Source organism: Sinimarinibacterium thermocellulolyticum (assembly GCF_040327995.1).
Lineage (GTDB): Bacteria > Pseudomonadota > Gammaproteobacteria > Nevskiales > Nevskiaceae > Solimonas > Solimonas thermocellulolyticum.
The window spans coordinates 188,656-206,202 of the sequence record NZ_JBEPIJ010000003.1; the positions used below are offsets into that span (position 1 = coordinate 188,656).

The window sequence follows — 17,547 nt, forward strand, 5'->3', positions numbered from 1 at the left end:
GTCGCAGTACGGCCGCTCGCACGACCGACCGCACCCGCAGAGCCACAACAGCCCGTCGCCGGCGGCAACCTCAAAGCGCACTGGTGCGACGCCGCAGCCGGCCTGGCTGTCATCGCACAGCGGCAGGCGCGCTGAGCGGCCGCAGGCGCACCAGCGGTATTCCCCGGGCGCGAGCTCAAGCACACAGGGACGTCCGGCAGCGTTTCCACACCGTACACGCCGTTTCTTCATCGTCGCTGCGGAATCGTACTAGACTCGAATCCAGTCACCGTATCGCCAAGGAACGCGCATGTGGCCGAAGACAGCAAGTGTGGCGCTGCTGCTGCTCGCCGCGGCCGGCACCGCCGGTGCCGGACCGGTTTACAAGTGGGTCGATGACCAAGGGCGCGTGCACTACGCCGACACGCCCAAGCCCGGCTGGAAGCGCGTGGATCTGAAGGTCGCTCCCGGCTTCGCGCCGGCAACGGGTGGCCAAGTCGAAGGCACCGACACGCAGCAGGGCGCAGCTCCAGACTCGCCCGAGCGCGGCAAGCTGCGCGCCGAGGAATGCCAGAAGCGTCGCGAACAGCTCGAGACCTACCGCAGGGCGAGCACCATCACCGAGCGCGACGCGCTCGGCAACGAGCGCACGTACAACGAGGAACAGCGCCTGCAACTGATCGAGCAGACGCAGCAGCAGGTGCGCGAACTCTGCGGCGCCGACGGTTGAACCGGGCGACCCCGCGATGGCGAGCGGGCGAGGGGTTCAGGTCTCGGCGAGGGCTTTGCGCACGTAAGTCGGCAGCGCGAACGCCGCGCGGTGGGTGTCGGCGTTGTAGAACTGCGTGTCCAGCGCCGCGATCGCGGCTTCATCCAGGCGCTCCACACCGCTGCCGGCGCGCTTGAACGCCAGCGAGGCCGACCACCAACCGGACGGATAGATCACCTGCGGGAAGTGCAGCAGACGCGTCTCGGCGAAGCCGGCTTCGCGCATCGCCGCGTGCATCTGCCGAATCAGATCCAGGTGCAGCAGCGGTGATTCCGACTGCTGCACGAGCATGCCGTCGTCGGCGAGCGCCCGGATGCAGTCGCGGTAGAACGTCTTGCCGAACAGGCCTTCGGCCGGGCCGACCGGATCGGTCGAGTCAATGATGATCAGGTCGATCGAACCCGGCGCGGCGTCCTTCATCCACTGGATGCCGTCGCCGAAGAACAGCGTTGCGCGTGGATCGTCGTTGCGGTCGCAAAGCTCGGGGAAATACTGCTCGGCGAGGCGGGTGACGCGCTCGTCGATCTCGACCTGGGTGGCCGACTTCACTTCGGGGTGCTTGAGCACCTCGCGCAGCGTGCCGCAGTCGCCGCCACCGACGATGACCACGGTTCTGGGGTTCGGGTGCGTGTTCAGTGCCGGGTGCGACATCATCTCGTGGTAGAGGAAGTTGTCGCGCGTCGACACCATGGTGCAGCCATCGATCGTCATCAGATGGCCGAAGGTCGCGGTTTTCCAGATCTCGATTCTCTGGTACGGCGTCTGCTCCTCGTGCAGTTTCTCGGCCTTGAGCGAGAAGGCGGTGCCGGTGGCGTCGATCGCTTCGGTGAACCAGGTCTGGTCCAGGGACATGTCACGAATCCTCTAAAATCGCGGCGCGAGTATAAGCGCTCGCCTTCTCATGCAAGTGAATCCGACGTGACGAATCCCGGCTGGAACGCCGCGCAGGCGCGCGAGTTGTACAACATGCCGCAGTGGGGCGAGGGCTACTTCGACGTATCGACGCAGGGGCGTGTCGTCGTGCGGCCGCATCCGGCGCGGCCCGAGCTTGGGATCGACCTCTACGAGTTGGCGCAGCGGCTGCGGCGCGAAGGCCTCGAACTGCCGGTGCTGGTGCGCTTCGCCGGGATCCTGCACGACCGCATCGATGCGCTGACCGGCGCCTTCGCCGAGGTCATCGCCGAACTCGGCTACGCGGGACGCTATACCGCGGTCTATCCGATCAAGGTCAACCAACAGGGCGACGTGGTCGAGCAGATCGTGCGCCACGGTGGCGAGCGCGTCGGCCTCGAAGCTGGGTCGAAGCCTGAACTCGCCGCGGTGCTCGGCCTCGCCCGCCCCGGCAGCGTCGTCGTCTGCAACGGCTACAAGGACCGCGCCTACATTCGTCGCGCGCTGATCGGCCAGAAGTTGGGCCACGAGGTCTACATCGTCGTCGAGAAGCTGTCCGAGCTGCCGCTGGTGATCGACGAGGCCAGGGCGCTGAAGGTCGATCCGCTGATCGGTCTGCGCGTGCGTCTTTCGGCGAACTTCACCAGCACCCAGCAGAACACCGGCGGCGAGAAGGCCAAGTTCGGCCTGACCTCGCCGCAGATCCTCGAAGCGGTGGAGATGCTGCGCGCCGCCGGCCGGCTCGATGCGGTGCGGATGGTGCACTTCCATCTGGGCTCGCAGGTGGCCAACGTGCAGGACGTCGCCAAGGGTCTGCGCGAGGCGGCGCGTTACTACGTCGAGCTGCGCCGGCTCGGCGCACCGGTGGACGTGGTCGACGTCGGCGGCGGCCTCGGCGTCGACTACGAGGGCACGCGTTCGCGCTCGTTCTGCTCGATGAACTACTCGCTGCGCGAGTACGCACGCAACATCCTGCGCACCTTGCAGGAGGCGTGCAACGAGGCCGGCGAACCGCAACCGGACGTGATTTCCGAATCCGGACGCGCACTCACCGCGCATCATGCGGTGCTGATCGCCGATGTCATCGACCGCGACGAGCTGCCGTCGGCGCGGCTCGATGCGCCGGATGAGGACGCGCCTACGGTGCTGCATGAGCTACACGCGCTGTTCGAGCAGATCGACGCCCAGGGGCCGATCGAGACCCTGCACGACGCCGCGCAGTTCTTCGGCGATGCGCAGGCCCAGTACACGATGGGCCTGCTCAGCCTGCCGCAGCGCGCCTGGGCCGAGCGCGCCTACTACGCGCTGGCGCGTGCGGTGCTGCCGAAGCTCGACCCGGGCATCCGCGCGCATCGCGAAGCGATCGACGAGCTGCGCGAGAAGCTCGCCGCCAAGTACTTCTGCAATTTCTCGGTGTTCCAGTCGGTGCCGGACGCCTGGGCCATCGACCAGGTGTTCCCGATCATGCCGATCCATCGCCTCGACGAGCGGCCGGATCTGCGCGTGCGCCTGTGCGACCTGACCTGCGACTCCGATGGCCGGCTCGATCACTACGTCGACCGCGAAGGGTTGATGCCGACGCTGGCGCTGCACGCCTTGCGGCCCGGCGAGCCCTACCTGATCGGCCTGTTCATGGTCGGCGCCTATCAGGAGATTCTCGGCGACATGCACAACCTGTTCGGCGACACCAATGCCGTCAACGTGGTGTTGGACGACGCCGGCGGCTGGACGCTCGAAGGCGCGGAGCACGGGGATTCGACCTCCGAGCTGTTGCGCTACGTGCATCTGGAACCCGAGAAGCTCAGCGCCGCGTATCGTGCCAAGCTCGATCGCGCCGGGCTGCCCGCCGACGAGGCGCAGGCCCTGTTGCGTGAGCTGGAAGCGGGCTTGAGCGGCTACACCTATCTGAGCGCCTGAGATGTCGTTGCGCGACGAGGCGCTGCGCCAGGTCTCCCTGCTCGGTGAGCGCGGCCTGCACTGGGTGTCGAATGCGATCGAGCGGCGTCGCAATGCCGAGAGCTTCATCGTTTCCGGGCTGACGCCGTTCGAGACGATTCACGGCGACGGCCTGATGAGCGTGCGCCGTTATCCACCGCTGGTCGAGCACGAGATCGCGGTCGGCGCGCAGACGCGGCCGGTGGCGCGCGAGACGCACCGCACCCCCGTCGTGCTGGTGCCGCCGCTCGCGGCCACCAGTCTGAACTTCGATCTTTTGCCCAACCGCAGCCTGGTCCGCTTCCTGCTGTCCTACGGCTATCGGGTGTACCTGATCGATTGGGGCGATCCGCAGGCCGATCACCATCATCTGGGCCTTGCGCACTACACCACGCGCATGCTGCCCGAGGCGCTGGCCGCGATCCGAGCCGACAGTGGCGAGCGTGATCTGAGCCTGCTCGGCTACTGCATGGGCGGTCTGTTCTGCCTGATCTACGCCGGCTGGTCGCACGATCCCAAGATCCGCAACATCGTCACCGTCGCCAGCCCGATCGACAGCCACCAGATCGGCGTCGCCGGTTCGCTGCTGCAAATGATGAACGCGCCGCTGCGCGCGCTGCAGCGCGCGGTGCCGGCGGTGCGCAAGCTCCCGTTCCACGGTCTGCCGGTCGATCCGCGCTGGCTGCGGGTGCCGGGCTGGGTCAGTTCGGCGTTGTTCAAGCTGACCAATCCGCTGGGTGCGCTGCAGAGCTATCTCGATCTGCTGATGAACCTCTGGGACCGCGACTACGTGACCGAGTACCAGACCATGGCGGCCTGGTTCAATCGCATGCACGACTATCCGGGCGGCATCGTCCAGGACTTCGTGCTCAAGGTCGGCATCGGCAACCAGCTCGCCCGCGGCAAGCTCAGCCTGAATCGCGACCAACGCGTGCGTTTGGACCGCATCGACTGCGCCCTGCTCGCGATCGCCGGTAGCGGCGACAAAATCGTCAGCGTCGAGGCCGCCCGCAAGGTGCTCGACATCGTCGCCAGCCGCGACAAGACCTTCGAGATCGCGCCCGGCGGTCATGCCGGTGTGTTCGGTGGTTCGCGCGCGCCGGCGACGACGTGGACGCTGGCGGCGGAATGGTTGGCGGCACGAAGTGCCTAAAGTGCGGAAGTCGTATCGTTATTATATAAATAATAACAAACGCTGGCACGCAAGGAACCGCGCCAGCTCTCGCCGGAACACGCGCGGAGCCTCGAACGGGATCGCGTGGCCGCAGTCGGGGATGTCGACGATGCGCGCATGCGGCACCAGATCGCGGATCATGCGCTGGCTCTCGGCTGGATGCATGATCGAGTCGTTGCCGATCAGCACCGTCATCGGCACCGCCAGCGAAGGCAGCGTTGTGCGCCAGTCGTCGTCTTCGAGATACGAGCGCACGCTGTCGAGGTAGATCGTCCAGTTCACGGTCGGCGCGAGGCGGCGGACGCGCACCACGGCGTTGCGATCAGACGCGCTCGAAGGGCGCCGCGACGAGCCTCTCCAGCGGACCTACGCCGTCGTGCGCGTGGTATCGCCGACGACGGGGACTTCGCGGGATCCGGTGATCGTGCGCGCCGCTCACATGTTCCGCCGGTAGCGTCCTCCGACCTCGAACAGCGTCTGGGTGATCTGGCCCAGCGAGCACACGCGCACGGCGTCCATCAGCACCTCGAAGGTGTTGCCGTCTTCGATCACCGTGCGGCGCAAACGTTCGAGCATCGCCGGCGCGACTTCGGCGTTGCGTTGCTTGAATTCGGCGAGGCGGCGCAGTTGCGACTGCTTTTCCTCCTCGGTGGAGCGCGCGAGCTCGATCTGCTCGGGGATCGCATCGCCATGCGGATTGCGGAAGGTGTTGACGCCGATGATCGGCAGCGAGCCGTCGTGCTTCTTTTGCTCGTAGTAGAGCGATTCTTCCTGGATCTTGCCGCGCTGGTAGCCGGTTTCCATCGCGCCGAGCACGCCGCCGCGGCTGGCGATGGCCTCGAACTCCTTGAGCACCGCTTCTTCCACGAGGTCGGTCAGTTCGTCGATGATGAAACTGCCCTGGTTCGGGTTCTCGTTCTTGGCCAGGCCCCACTCGCGGTTGATGATGAGCTGGATCGCCATCGCACGGCGCACCGACTCCTCGGTGGGTGTCGTGATCGCCTCGTCGTAGGCGTTGGTGTGCAGGGAGTTGCAGTTGTCGTAGATCGCGATCAGCGCCTGCAGCGTGGTGCGGATGTCGTTGAACGCCATCTCCTGCGCGTGCAGGGAGCGGCCCGAGGTCTGCACGTGGTATTTGAGCTTTTGCGAGCGCTCGTTGGCGCCGTATTTGTGCTTCATCGCCACCGCCCAGATGCGACGGGCGACACGGCCGATCACCGAGTACTCGGGGTCCATGCCGTTGGAAAAGAAGAACGAGAGGTTCGGTGCGAAGTCGTCCACGTGCATGCCGCGCGCCAGATACGACTCCACGTAAGTGAAACCGTTGGCGAGCGTGAATGCGAGCTGGCTGATCGGGTTCGCGCCGGCCTCGGCGATGTGGTAGCCGGAGATCGACACCGAGTAGAAGTTTTGCACCTTGTGGTGGACGAAGTACTCCTGGATGTCGCCCATCATCTTGAGCGCGAACTCGGTGCTGAAGATGCAGGTGTTCTGGCCCTGGTCTTCCTTGAGGATGTCGGCCTGCACCGTGCCGCGTACCACCGACAGCGTCCAGGCGCGGATCTTCTGGATCTCGTCGTCGGTCGGCTCGCGGCCATTCTGTTCACGGAACTTGTCGAGCTGCTGGTCGATCGCGGTGTTCATGAACATCGCGAGGATGATCGGCGCCGGGCCGTTGATCGTCATCGACACCGAGGTCGTCGGCGCGCACAGATCGAAGCCCGCGTACAGCAACTTCATGTCGTCGAGCGTGCAGATCGACACGCCCGAATTGCCGACCTTGCCGTAGATGTCCGGACGCAGGTCCGGATCCCAGCCGTACAGCGTCACCGAGTCGAAGGCGGTGGACAGGCGGTGCGCCGGCATGCCCTCCGACAGCTTCTTGAAGCGGCGGTTGGTGCGCACGGCGTCCCCCTCGCCGGCGAACATGCGCGTCGGATCCTCGCCCTCGCGCTTGAACGCGAACACGCCGGCGGTGAACGGGAACGAGCCGGGCACGTTCTCCTTCATCAAAAAGCGCAGGATTTCGCCGTCGTCTTCGTAGGTGGGCAGCGCGACCTTACGGATCCGGGTGCCGGAGAGCGACTCGTGCGTGAGCTTGGTGCGGATTTCCTTGTCGCGGATGCGCACCACGTACTCGTCGCGGGCGTATTGCTCACGCAGTGTCGGCCATTGCTCCAGCAGCTTGCGCGCACCCGGCAGCAGATCGCCGTCCTTGGATGAGATCATCTGATCGAAGCCGGCGACCGGCTGGCCGGCGGCTTCGAACAGGGCTTTCGCGATCTTGAGCGATTGGCGTTCGCGGGCGATACGCACCTGCTGCTGCACGGTGCGGTGGTAATCGCGCACGGTATCGGCGATCTCGGCGAGATAGCGCACACGCTCGGCCGGTACCACGGCGCGGCGCTGTGACGAGGCCTTCACGCTCACTTTCGGCAATGCGCCGGGCTGTGTTCTGAGGCCCTTGGCCTGTAACGCCGGCAGCATCGCCTGGTACAACGCCGTGACGCCGTCGTCATTGAAGCGCGCCGCCTGTGTGCCGAACACCGGCATGGCATCCAACGGCTGCGAGAACTTCTCGCGGTTGCGCTGGACCTGCTTGCGCACGTCGCGCAAGGCGTCCTCGGCGCCCTTGCGGTCGAACTTGTTGATCGCGACGAAGTCGGCGAAGTCGAGCATGTCGATCTTTTCGAGCTGGCTGGCTGCGCCGAATTCCGGCGTCATCACGTACAGCGAAAGATCGACGTGCGGCACGATCGCCGCATCGCCCTGACCGATGCCCGAGGTCTCGACGATGACCAGATCGAAGCCCGAGACCTTGCACGCGGCGATCACGTCCGGCAGCGCGGCGGAAATCTCGCTGCCGGTGTCGCGCGTCGCCAGCGAGCGCATGTACACCTGCGGGGTGTCGATCGCGTTCATGCGGATGCGATCGCCGAGCAGCGCGCCGCCGGTGCGCTTGCGCGATGGATCGATCGAGACGATCGCGATGCGGAGCTGATCGCGCTGGTCCAGACGCAGGCGCAACACCAGCTCGTCGGTCAGCGAAGACTTGCCGGCGCCGCCGGTGCCGGTGATGCCCAGCACCGGAGTCTTGGTGTGTTCCGCGGCCGCGCGAATCGCGCCGCGCGTCGCCTCGTCATAGGCGCCGTTCTCCAGCGCGGTGATCACGCGGGCGAGCGCCCGGCGGTCGCCGGACTCCAGCGCCGCGAGCGCGTCCGCGGGTTTCGGCGCCAGTGCCGTCAGGTCGCGGTCGCTGCTCTGGATGACGTCGTCGATCATGCCCTGCAGGCCCAGGCGCGCACCATCCTCCGGCGAGTAGATGCGCGTGACGCCGTAGTCCATGAGCTCCCGGATCTCGGGCGGCACGATGACGCCGCCGCCGCCGCCGAAAACACGGATGTGTTCGCCGCCCTGGCTGCGCAACAGATCGACGATGTACTTGAAGAACTCGACGTGGCCGCCCTGGTAAGAGGTGATGGCGACGCCATGCACGTCCTCTTCGAGCGCGGCCTTGACGATCTCGCCGGCGGAGCGGTTGTGGCCGAGATGGATCACCTCGGCGCCGCTGGACTGCAGGATGCGGCGCATGATGTTGATCGAGGCATCATGGCCGTCGAACAGCGCGGTGGCGGTGACGAAGCGGACCTTGTGCTTGGCCTTGTAGGGCTTGAGCTGTTTGGCGACGGACAGATCGGTCATGGCAATGTTCCCTTGGCGCACAGCCGCGCTGGCGGGTCGGTGAGGCCAAAGTTTAGCCAGCCGTGCGCATGCGCACGATGTCGGAAACTGGCAGCGCAGATGCGAAAATCCGCCAGTCATGCCCGATGTGCGCTCGATGGAAAAAGACAGCGTCTCGATCAGCTTCGTCGTCGAGGCGCTGCGGCCCGTGCGGCGCCGGGGGCACGACGTCGCCGCGCTGCTCCAGGCGGCGGGCATCCCCGAGGGCTTGCTCGGCTCGCCGCAGTCGCGCGTGCCGGCGCAGTGCTTCAGCGCGTTGTGGCTCGCGGTCGCCGCACTGCTCGACGACGAGTTGTTCGGGCTGGACTCGCGGCGCATGAAGGTCGGCAGCTTCGCCGCGATCACCTACGGCTGTGTCGGGGCGCGCACGCTGGCGGAGGCCGTGCGGCGCATGGTGCGACTATTCGGCATCATCCTCGACGACACCGCGCTAGAGCTGGAGCTGGGGCAGGACGGCACGCAGGCCGAGCTGCGCCTGCGGCCCACCCCACGCGCCGCCGGCAAGCCGATCGTGCCCTTCGCGCACGAGACCCTCTTGGTGATGGCGCACGGGCTGATGTGCTGGCTCGCCGGCCGCCGCATCCCCATCCAGCGCGCCGAGTTTGCCTACCCGGCGCCGCCGCACTGGGCCGAGTACCGGGTCATGTACTCGCCGCAGCTCGCGTTCGAGCAGCCGTGCACGCGCATCGTCTTCGACGCCGCGCTGCTCGCCGTGCCGGTGCGCCAGACCCAGCGCAGCGCGACCGCCTTTTTACGCGCCGCGCCATACACCATCGTGCTCAAGTACAAAAGCGCCGAGAGTTGGACCGCGCGTGTACGCCGGGCGCTGCGCGACACCGCGCCGGATCGCTGGCCGGGTTTCGACGCGCTGGCGCGGCGGCTCGACAGCACGCCTTCGGCGCTGCGCCGCGCGCTGGAACGCGAGGGGTCGAGCTTTCGTGCGATCAAGGACGCCTTGCGCCGCGATCTGGCGATCGCGCTACTGAGCGAGGGCACGCGTCCGATCCCCGAGATCGCGCGCGCCGTCGGCTTCGCCGAGGCGAGCGCCTTTCACCGGGCGTTCAAGCTCTGGACCGGGGTACAGCCCGGCGCGTATCGGCGCCGGCGCGCAGGCGCTCAGGCGCGGTGAACCGCGAGCGGCGCGAACGCCTGACAGGTCGGCATCAAGGAGAGAGTGTTCACGTTCACGTGCGCCGGTCGCGTCGCGACCCAGTGCACGGCATCGGCCACGTCCTCGGGCGTCAGCGGCTCGGTGTTCTCGTAGACCTGCCGTGCGCGCGTCGCATCGCCGTGAAAGCGCACGGTCGAAAACTCGGTGCCGCCGGCCAGGCCCGGCTCGATGTCGGTCACGCGCACACCCGTGCCGAGCAGATCCGCGCGCAGGTTCAGCGAGAACTGGCGCACGAAGGCCTTGGTCGCGCCGTAGACGTTGCCACCGGGGTAGGGCCACTCGCCCGCGATCGAGCCGATGTTGATGACGTGCCCGCGCCCGCGCTCGACCATGCCCGGCAGCAGCGCGCGCGTCATCATCATCAGTCCCTTGACGTTGGTGTCGACCATCCGCTCCCAGTCGTCGAGCTGCGCCTTGTGCGCCGGCTCCAAACCCAGCGCGAGACCGGCGTTGTTGACCAACACGTCGACGGCCGCGAATTCGGACGGCAAGCTCGCAATGGCGCGTTCGACCGCTCCACGGTCGCGCACGTCGAACGCCAGCGGCAGGGCATTCGCCCCCAGCTCGCCAACGAGTTGGCCCAGCCGCTCGCCACGGCGACCACTGACGATGACGCGCGCACCATCGGCCGCAAAGCGGCGCGCGATGGCGGCGCCGAAGCCGGCGCTGGCGCCGGTGACGAAGACGATCACCTGCCCCTCCTCGCGCCTGTGCGCGTGCGTGCCGCAAGCCTTGCCAGGTCCGGCAACGCGATCCAGCGCTCGGCCAGCAAAGCGCTGCGCTCGGCGCGCGACACAAACCGGGCTTCTGCATCGAACTGGGCAAGCATCGGCGTCGTCATCTCGTCGATCAGCGGATTGATGTTGATCCGGCGCCGCCACGAGAGCGCCTTCAAGCGCTGACACTGCTCGTCGGCCATGCGAATGGTCAGGGCGCACATGACTTTGCTCTCCTTGGAAACCGTTCCGGCGTCACTGCCGGCAACTCAGGCAAACGCAATTCCAATCGGTGCAAGTCCCGCAGATTGCGCGTGAGGATGAGACTCGCATTGCCAGCGACGGCAAGCTCGATCAGGTGGTCGTCGGCTCATCGTCCGGACTCGGACGCCAGCCGAAAGAGATCTCAGGTCCAGTGACAGCCTGCGACAAAGATATCCCCCAGCGCCTCGCGTTCCGCAGGCGATGACCGACACGTGCGGAAAAGCCGGACGCGGCCAAGGACGTCCTCATACTCGGCAAACAAGGCCGTTTCCATCAACCGCACGCAGTTGCCGCGGATGCACGCCTCCACGACCGCAGTTGACGCGTCCATGCCGAGGCACCCCCGAACACCTTGGTGTCGACGACGACCTGCACGCTGCGATGGTATCACCAGAGCTTCCACGGACTCACCGTGCTCAGGCCTGCCCTCGAGCGAAACGGACATGCCATTGGAGGCAACCTCCTGGCGTTGGCGACCCTCCTCGAATCGTTCGCGGAACCCCTGCGAACTTGTTCGCACTTGTGCCTGCAGACGCGCCGTCTCAACTATTGACGGAAGGGGGGGCAATAGCGTGCGCAGCTGCCACGATAGGCAGTGATCAAAGGCAGGTTTGACAATGTTGGATCGATTTTCACGAGGACGGACTGCGCTCGTGCACCCGCCTGCGCACCGGCAAGCAGAACGATGACCTCGATCCGACGATTCTCTGCGGCTTTGTGCGCGGCCGCGGTGTTGCTACAGACCAGTACTCCATCGGCCTGGGCGCAGGAGACCATCACTCCAGCGCTCGGCGTCCACTGGTCCTGGGGAGATAAACGGCCGGTCGCGCTGCGACTGGGCGCCGGTTTGCATCTGACCGATGTGCGCGACGGGGTGCACGGCACGCTGGGCGCGCCCGCAGGCGCGGGCTTTCATACGGCCTACGTACCGCTATGGTCGCTGCCGGTGACGAGTGCAGCAGATATCGATGGCGCGGTCGAGGCTGGGGGGGTGTTGACGGCTGACCAGAAAAGCAGGGGCAGTGGTGCCGCGGTTGGTGCGGTTCTGGTGCTCGGTGGGCTCGCGGCGATCGTGTTGATCGCCAAGAATCGCTTCGAAAGCCAGAGCAGTGGCAGCAGCCGTGGCGACGGTTAAGGCTCCCGCCGAGGGCTTCGCCGCGCCTTCGATGGCAGGGCCATAGGGCGCATGCGACTGCGCAGCGCGCGCATCGCCAGCGCAGTCATGCTGCTGTCGCTGGGCGCGGGTGCGCATGCCGAGCCGCCCTTGGATGGGAACATCGGCCTCGCCGTGGGCCTTGAGTGGGGCGCTCCGCGACCCGCGCTCTACCTGAGCGCATGGCACGGCGTCCGCCTCGCCGGCCAGGGCGCCGACCAGGTGCCGCAGCGGCCGATCCTGCGTTTGGGTGGCGGCGCAGACGCAGACGCGCTCGGATCGGCCGCCCGCACCGGTGCGCCCGCGACCGAAGATGAAGATGAGGGCTATTCGGCCTGGCTTTACGCCGGGCTCGTCGTCTCGGGTCTGGCAGTGGCCGCACTGCTCGCGGGCGGCGGCGATCACAGCGATGAGGCCGGGGAGTTCGCGCGCGACGAACTAGTGGAGAACAACCCGCCCTGTCAGCCGATTCCAGGTGTTTGCTTGCCCTGATCGTTTTGCATCGAGTCCGATGCGTCGCCCGATCGGCGCGCGTTCCGGATCCTGAGCGCGGGGCCGAACGGAAGGTCACCGAGGGTGGTCGAACGCCCCGCCGACGCTTCGTTGCGCCGGCGGCGCCGGCACACGCGGGGCTGAGGCGCGGCGCGCGGCAATGTCGGCCCATGACTGGGGCCTCGGCGCAATATTTGAGAGTAGTTTTCATTTGTATTTCTATTCATAATGAGCGCCCTTGCTTTCAGGGAGCGCATCACATGTCGCGTCATGTCGTCGCCGGCGTCGTCGCCGCCGTATTCCCCGTTCTGGCGCTGGGTGAGGCGGCCGCGCCGACCGAGCTTGCGCCGCTCACCGTCGAAGGGGCGTCGCAGGTCGAGTTGAGCGAGGTCTATGCCGGCGGCCAGGTCGCGCGCGGGGCGCGTGCCGGGTTGCTCGGCAACCTCGATGATCTGTTCTCGCCGTTCTCGGCGCAGGCGTATACCGCCGAGCTGATCCATCAGCAGCAGGCCGACGGCATCGGGGATGTCTTGCAGAACGATCCAACGGTGCGTCTGGCCAAGGGCTTCGGCAATTTCCAGGAGCTCTACGTCATTCGCGGTTTCCCGGTGTTCTCGGACGATCTGACCCTCAACGGCGTCTACGGCATCCTGCCGCGCCAGTTCGTCGCCGCGGAGCTGATGGAGCGGGTCGAAGTGTTCCGCGGCGCCAATACCTTCATCAACGGCGCCGCGCCCGGCGCCAGCGCGATCGGCGGTACGGTGAATCTGGTACCCAAGCGCGCGCCGGAGGAAGGTGTGCGCCGCTTCACCGCGGGGATCGAAGGCAGCCAACTGGGTTATGGGCAGTTCGATTGGGGTGAGCGCCTCGGGTCGGACCGACGCTGGGGACTGCGTGTCAACACCGTCGTTCGCGACGGCGAGACCACCGTCGAGGATGAGACGCGTGCACTCAGGGTCGCCGCCCTGGGCACGGACTACGCCGGAGAACATCTGCGCGTATCGGCGGATCTCGGTTTCCAAGACCATCGCCTGGATCAGCCGCGCCCGCAGGTGCGTCCGACGGCGGCAGCGCCGCCACCGCCAGCAGCCGACGCCAACTTCGCCCAGCCGTGGACCTACGCCGACGATCGACAGCTGTTCGGCGTGCTGCGCGGTGAGCTCGATCTGAACCAGAGTCTGTCGGCCTGGCTCGGCTTTGGTGGGCGGCAGGGCGAGGAGGCCAATGTGCTCGCCAATCCGACCAGCGACGCCGAGGGCAACTTGCGCGCCGTGCGCTTCGACAATGCGCGCGAGGACAACATCCTGTCGCTCGACGCTGGTGTGCGCTCGGTGTTGGCCAGCGGCAGCGTCCGCCATCTCGCCGCCCTGTCCTATAGCCATGTGCGGCAGCGCAGCCGCAATGCGTTCGCGTTCAGCGATTTCGGTGGCTTCGATGCGGGCACGCTCGCTGCGCCCACCGCCGTGGAACCGCCGCCGGCCGATGCCTTCATCGGTGGGGATCTGGACGATCCTCGCCAGACCGAGGACGCCGATCTGGCCAGCGTCGCGCTCGCCGATACCGTGGTCTGGTGGGACGGGCGTCTGCGCACCACCTTCGGGCTGCGCCACCAAACGATCGAGACCCGTAGCTTCGACGCCAATACCGGTGCGCAGACCGCCCGCTACCGCGACGATGCGTGGACACCGGCCGCGGGCTTGGTCTTTCGGGCGACGCCGCAGCTCTCCGTCTATGCCAATTACGCGGAGAGTCTGCAGCCGGGTCAGACTGCGCCGGCCTCGTTCAACGATCAGCCCGTGGAGAATGCCGGGGAATCGCTGGCGCCGTACAAGAGCCGCCAGATCGAGCTCGGCACCAAGTACCAATCGGTCGACACGGGTTTCACCGCATCGGTGTTTCGGATCGGCCGACCCTTCGGCATCGTCGAGAACCAGCGGTTCACCGACGGCGGTGAGCAGCGCAACACCGGGATCGAACTGACCGTCTACGGTCAGCCGCTGCCCACGCTGCGCCTTTTGGGCGGGCTGACCTGGCTCGATGCCGAGCTCGTGCGCACGCAGGATGGGATCGATCAAGGCAATCAGGCCATCGGCGTGCCGCGCTGGCAAGCCAATGTCAATGTAGAGTGGGACGTGATCGCGCTCGCCGGACTGACGCTGGAAGGGCGCATCATCCACACCGACGAGCAATTCATCGACACCGCCAACACGCGGCGGATCGATGCGTGGACGCGCTGGGACGCGGGGCTGCGGTATCGCTGGGCGCTGGCCGACGCGCGCGAGCTGACCCTGCGCGCCCGCGTCGAGAACCTCACGGACGAAGACTACTGGGCGTCCAGCGGCGGATTCCCCGGCTCGAATTATCTGATCCTGGGCGCTGCGCGTACGCTGATCGCCTCGGCCAGCCTCGGATTCTGAATGCGCGCGCGCACGCTGCGGCGCTGGCAGGCGGTGCACACGGTTTCGAGCCTGTTGTGCACGCTGTTCATGCTGATGTTGTGCATCACCGGCCTGCCGCTGATCTTCCACGATGAGATCGAGGACGCACTCAATCCGCCGACCTGGCAGCCGGCTCATCCCGACGGGCCGCATCTGTCGCTGGACGCCGTCCTGGCGATCGCGCTTGAGCGGCGTCCGGGCGAGGTGCCGATCTTCATGAGCTTCGACGTCGACCGACCCGTGGTCAACGTCACCAGCGGTCCGACGGCCGATGCGCCGGCCGGAGCGATGCACTTCGCGTCTTTCGATCTGACCAGCGGTGAGCGGGTGCCGCCGGCCGCGGTCGGCGAAACCCTCATGCATGTGCTCTTGCAACTGCACACCGATCTGTTCCTGGGTCTGCCGGGCATGTTGCTGCTGGCTGCGATGGGGCTGATGTTCGTCGTCGCCGTCGTCTCCGGCGTCGTGCTCTACGGGCCATTCATGCGGCGTCTGGATTTCGGCACCCTGCGGCGCGGCGCCGCGCCGCGGCTGTGGTGGCTGGATCTGCACAATCTGCTCGGCGTGACCACGGTGGCCTGGGCGCTCTTGGTCGCGGTCACGGGAGCCATCAATGCGCTGGAGCCGGTGATCATCGAGGCCTGGCGCACGCGAGAACTCGGCGATCTGATCGCCGAACACGGCGGTCGCGAGAGGGCGCACCCGCGCGCCTCGTTCGACGCCGCCGTGGCCCAGGCCGTGGCCGCGGCGCCGGACCGGCAGCTTCAGTTCGTGGCCTTTCCCGGCAGCCGGTTCTCCACGCCCGGCCACTATGCGATCTTCCTGCACGGCAAGACCCCGTTCACCGAACACCTGATCACACCGGTGCTGGTCGACGCTGCCAGCGGTGTCGTGGTGGGTCTGCGCGAGATGCCGGCCTATGTGAAAGCGCTGTCGCTGTCGCGGCCACTGCACTTCGGCGACTACGGCGGCCTGGGATTGAAGATCCTCTGGGCCCTGCTCGATCTCGTCACCATCGCCGTGCTCGTCAGCGGACTTTGGCTGTGGCTGCGGCGCCGTCGTTCCGGGCGTGTCGGATACGCTGCGGCGTGGTCATCCATGCAAGCCCCATGAAGCGCGCCGTGCGTCGTCCCATCGCGATCTGGGGCTGGCCCGTCGCGGTGTTTCTCGGCAGCCTTTTCGGGCTCTTCACGGCGCTGTGGCACGACGGCGGCTGGGATCTGGTGGCGACGGCGATGTTGGCAAGCAGCCTGGTGGCCATCGTCTGGCCGCTCGCGCGCTCGACACGCTGCCGGGGTCCCTCCAGGCGCCGATGAGCGCGCCTCGCCTTGCCGCAAGTCTTCAGCGCGTGCCGACGGAATGTGTCGTCCCGGAACGGCGCACGTCCTCGACCTTGGGCGCCGTGCCGAACAGGCGGTCGCCCAGGCCCATGGACACCCCCCACCAGTAGTTCTCGTTGCGGAAGTGGTGGTAGCGGTGCTCGCGCACGCGGCGTTGGTAATAGCGATTGGCCGGGCACCACGGAATGTGGGCGAGAAAGTGTACCCACTCGTAGTGCAGCCCGAGCAGCAGGTACACGGTGACCGCCGTCAGCACCCAGGCCTTCCATGGCCATAGCGCCCACAGCAACAGCCCAATCGTCGGGACCACGAGAACGTGCACGTGCCGCGGGATGAACACCCACTTCAGGTTCCACGGATCTGCGTGGTGACGGCGGTGGGTCTTGGGCAGGTAGAAGTCGATCGTGCGGCCGAACAGTCTGCGCGGCTTGAAGTGCAACATGAAGACGTGAATCAGCCACTCGTTGACCGGGAAGTAGGCGAGGATCACGAGTGCGATCAGCGCGTCGATCCACGACAGCCCGCCGAGCGCGAAACGCCAGCCGCCGAACAGCAGCACGAAGGTGGCGATCAGCAGGCTGCTGGGGTGCGTCCAGAACACGCGCAGCGCGGTGCGCGCATCGCGCGGAAGACCATCCGGCGGCCGCATCGGGTTGCGCGTCGCCGTCTCGCTCGCCGGAATCATGCGCGCGTCGTCGATCTGCGCGTTCACACTCGGCCTCCTTGCGCCTCGACGGCGTCGAGCGCGCGTTCCAGTGCGAGCCGGCCTATCTCCACATGACGCCGGCCGGCGCTGCGGGCGGCCGGTTCGTCGCCGCCGCGCACGGCCCGCGCGATCGCCGACAGGTTCTCGGTATCGCGAAACTCGGCTTCGAGCGCCACGGTCAGCGTGTCCCAGACCGCCCGATAGGTCTTGGTCATCGAGTTGAACGCCAACCGAAAGGCGATGTTGCCGCCGTGCTCGACCAGCTTTTTCCAGAATTCCAGCGCGAGCGCCTGCAGCGCGCTCAGCTCATCCGCGCGCTCGCGCATGTGCGCGAGGATCGCGTCGAGCTCATCGGCGAGCCGTGCGCCGCCCCGCTTCGCGGCCGCGGCAGCGATGTCCGGCGCCAGCGCCGAACGCATCGCCATGATCGACCGCACCACTGGGGCGTTGAGGCGGCCGTCGGCATGGACCAAGAGGTTCGGCAGCAATTCGAGTCCCCCCTCGTTCAGATAATCGAGCACCACGCTGTTGCCGCCCTGACGCACGGCGACCAGCCCGGCCTGTTGCAGGCGCTTGATCGCCTCGCGCACCGCGCCGCGGTTCACACCCAGCGCCGCGGACAACTCGCGCTCGGCGGGTAACGGCGCACCGGCCGCGAGCTCGCCGTGCAGGATCTTGTGCGCGATCTGGCGATACACCGCGTCGGACAGCGACGCCTTGCGGACCGCGGAGAAGGTGTATCTACTCATGTGGTCAACTTATCAGACCAGTTGTCCAC

General features: G+C 67.0%; 16 protein-coding genes. 9 read left to right on the forward strand and 7 right to left on the reverse strand.

From position 1 onward, the window contains the following. Positions 1–289: 289 nt before the first annotated feature. A complete protein-coding gene (locus ABSH63_RS04090; protein ID WP_352887675.1) occupies positions 290–709 on the forward strand; it encodes a DUF4124 domain-containing protein in 420 nt (139 codons plus the stop codon). 36 nt (positions 710–745) lie between these two features. On the opposite strand, the gene speE is transcribed toward ABSH63_RS04090, so the two are convergent. Further along, positions 746–1,600 carry a polyamine aminopropyltransferase gene (gene speE / locus ABSH63_RS04095; RefSeq protein WP_352887678.1) on the reverse strand — a complete coding sequence of 285 codons (855 nt, stop codon included), beginning with the start codon at positions 1,598–1,600 and terminating at the stop codon, positions 746–748. Between the two features lie 66 nt (positions 1,601–1,666). Here speE and speA point away from each other — a divergent pair, with 66 nt between their 5' ends. Together speA and ABSH63_RS04105 are read left to right on the forward strand one after the other, a co-directional pair. Continuing rightward, entirely contained in the window at positions 1,667–3,556 is a 1,890-nt protein-coding gene (speA, locus tag ABSH63_RS04100; protein WP_352887679.1) for a biosynthetic arginine decarboxylase, read from the forward strand. A 1-nt stretch (position 3,557) separates the two neighbouring features. Further along, positions 3,558–4,727, forward strand: coding sequence for an alpha/beta fold hydrolase (locus ABSH63_RS04105; RefSeq protein WP_352887681.1), 1,170 nt, complete (start codon positions 3,558–3,560; stop codon positions 4,725–4,727). A gap of 21 nt (positions 4,728–4,748) precedes the next feature. On the opposite strand, the gene ABSH63_RS04110 is transcribed toward ABSH63_RS04105, so the two are convergent. After that, positions 4,749–5,030, reverse strand: a complete 282-nt coding sequence (locus ABSH63_RS04110) for an alpha/beta fold hydrolase (protein ID WP_352887682.1) — start codon at positions 5,028–5,030, stop codon at positions 4,749–4,751. A gap of 153 nt (positions 5,031–5,183) precedes the next feature. Then, positions 5,184–8,450: a fused isobutyryl-CoA mutase/GTPase IcmF gene (gene icmF, locus ABSH63_RS04115; RefSeq protein ID WP_352887683.1), complete on the reverse strand. Its 3,267-nt coding sequence runs from the start codon at positions 8,448–8,450 to the stop codon at positions 5,184–5,186. Positions 8,451–8,568: 118 nt separating this feature from the next. Here icmF and ABSH63_RS04120 point away from each other — a divergent pair, with 118 nt between their 5' ends. After that, on the forward strand, positions 8,569–9,618 hold the full coding sequence (locus ABSH63_RS04120; RefSeq protein WP_352887684.1) for an AraC family transcriptional regulator: 1,050 nt from the start codon (positions 8,569–8,571) through the stop codon (positions 9,616–9,618). On the opposite strand, the gene ABSH63_RS04125 is transcribed toward ABSH63_RS04120, so the two are convergent. Both ABSH63_RS04125 and ABSH63_RS04130 read right to left on the reverse strand, forming a co-directional pair. Further along, positions 9,606–10,352 carry an SDR family NAD(P)-dependent oxidoreductase gene (locus ABSH63_RS04125; RefSeq protein WP_352887686.1) on the reverse strand — a complete coding sequence of 249 codons (747 nt, stop codon included), beginning with the start codon at positions 10,350–10,352 and terminating at the stop codon, positions 9,606–9,608. The genes ABSH63_RS04120 and ABSH63_RS04125 overlap by 13 nt on opposite strands. Then, the gene (locus tag ABSH63_RS04130) at positions 10,349–10,600 is read right to left on the reverse strand and encodes a toxin-antitoxin system HicB family antitoxin (RefSeq protein WP_352887687.1); all 252 of its coding nucleotides are present in this window, start codon (positions 10,598–10,600) and stop codon (positions 10,349–10,351) included. Before ABSH63_RS04130 ends, ABSH63_RS04125 begins: the two co-directional genes overlap by 4 nt. A gap of 725 nt (positions 10,601–11,325) precedes the next feature. Between ABSH63_RS04130 and ABSH63_RS04135 the strand changes: the two genes are divergently transcribed. The 5 genes from ABSH63_RS04135 to ABSH63_RS04155 all read left to right on the forward strand — a co-directional run bounded on the left by ABSH63_RS04135 (position 11,326) and on the right by ABSH63_RS04155 (position 16,039). Further along, complete coding sequence (locus ABSH63_RS04135) at positions 11,326–11,775, forward strand: hypothetical protein (RefSeq protein WP_352887688.1); 450 nt, start codon at positions 11,326–11,328, stop codon at positions 11,773–11,775. 87 nt (positions 11,776–11,862) lie between these two features. Then, positions 11,863–12,285: a hypothetical protein gene (locus ABSH63_RS04140; RefSeq protein ID WP_352887691.1), complete on the forward strand. Its 423-nt coding sequence runs from the start codon at positions 11,863–11,865 to the stop codon at positions 12,283–12,285. A gap of 260 nt (positions 12,286–12,545) precedes the next feature. Next, positions 12,546–14,702, forward strand: coding sequence for a TonB-dependent receptor (locus ABSH63_RS04145; protein ID WP_352887693.1), 2,157 nt, complete (start codon positions 12,546–12,548; stop codon positions 14,700–14,702). Continuing rightward, positions 14,703–15,836, forward strand: a complete 1,134-nt coding sequence (locus tag ABSH63_RS04150; RefSeq protein WP_352887694.1) for a PepSY-associated TM helix domain-containing protein — start codon at positions 14,703–14,705, stop codon at positions 15,834–15,836. After that, positions 15,833–16,039 carry a hypothetical protein gene (locus ABSH63_RS04155; RefSeq protein WP_352887695.1) on the forward strand — a complete coding sequence of 69 codons (207 nt, stop codon included), beginning with the start codon at positions 15,833–15,835 and terminating at the stop codon, positions 16,037–16,039. Before ABSH63_RS04150 ends, ABSH63_RS04155 begins: the two co-directional genes overlap by 4 nt. A gap of 25 nt (positions 16,040–16,064) precedes the next feature. Here ABSH63_RS04155 and ABSH63_RS04160 read toward each other — a convergent pair whose 3' ends face one another. Continuing rightward, positions 16,065–16,775, reverse strand: a complete 711-nt coding sequence (locus tag ABSH63_RS04160) for a sterol desaturase family protein (RefSeq protein WP_352887697.1) — start codon at positions 16,773–16,775, stop codon at positions 16,065–16,067. Beyond that, entirely contained in the window at positions 16,772–17,518 is a 747-nt protein-coding gene (locus tag ABSH63_RS04165; protein WP_352887698.1) for a FadR/GntR family transcriptional regulator, read from the reverse strand. The genes ABSH63_RS04160 and ABSH63_RS04165 overlap by 4 nt, the downstream gene beginning before the upstream one ends. Positions 17,519–17,547: the final 29 nt, after the last annotated feature.

Bases quoted from the DNA above. Each gene is read 5' to 3' on its own strand.
- ABSH63_RS04090 (WP_352887675.1), top strand. From the start codon at position 290: ATGTGGCCGAAGACAGCAAGTGTGGCGCTGCTGCTGCTCGCCGCGGCC.
- speE (WP_352887678.1), bottom strand. From the start codon at position 1,600: ATGTCCCTGGACCAGACCTGGTTCACCGAAGCGATCGACGCCACCGGC.
- ABSH63_RS04105 (WP_352887681.1), top strand. From the start codon at position 3,558: ATGTCGTTGCGCGACGAGGCGCTGCGCCAGGTCTCCCTGCTCGGTGAG.
- icmF (WP_352887683.1), bottom strand. From the start codon at position 8,450: ATGACCGATCTGTCCGTCGCCAAACAGCTCAAGCCCTACAAGGCCAAG.
- ABSH63_RS04120 (WP_352887684.1), top strand. From the start codon at position 8,569: ATGCCCGATGTGCGCTCGATGGAAAAAGACAGCGTCTCGATCAGCTTC.
- ABSH63_RS04130 (WP_352887687.1), bottom strand. From the start codon at position 10,600: ATGTGCGCCCTGACCATTCGCATGGCCGACGAGCAGTGTCAGCGCTTG.
- ABSH63_RS04135 (WP_352887688.1), top strand. From the start codon at position 11,326: ATGACCTCGATCCGACGATTCTCTGCGGCTTTGTGCGCGGCCGCGGTG.
- ABSH63_RS04140 (WP_352887691.1), top strand. From the start codon at position 11,863: ATGCTGCTGTCGCTGGGCGCGGGTGCGCATGCCGAGCCGCCCTTGGAT.
- ABSH63_RS04145 (WP_352887693.1), top strand. From the start codon at position 12,546: ATGTCGCGTCATGTCGTCGCCGGCGTCGTCGCCGCCGTATTCCCCGTT.
- ABSH63_RS04150 (WP_352887694.1), top strand. From the start codon at position 14,703: ATGCGCGCGCGCACGCTGCGGCGCTGGCAGGCGGTGCACACGGTTTCG.
- ABSH63_RS04155 (WP_352887695.1), top strand. From the start codon at position 15,833: ATGAAGCGCGCCGTGCGTCGTCCCATCGCGATCTGGGGCTGGCCCGTC.
- ABSH63_RS04165 (WP_352887698.1), bottom strand. From the start codon at position 17,518: ATGAGTAGATACACCTTCTCCGCGGTCCGCAAGGCGTCGCTGTCCGAC.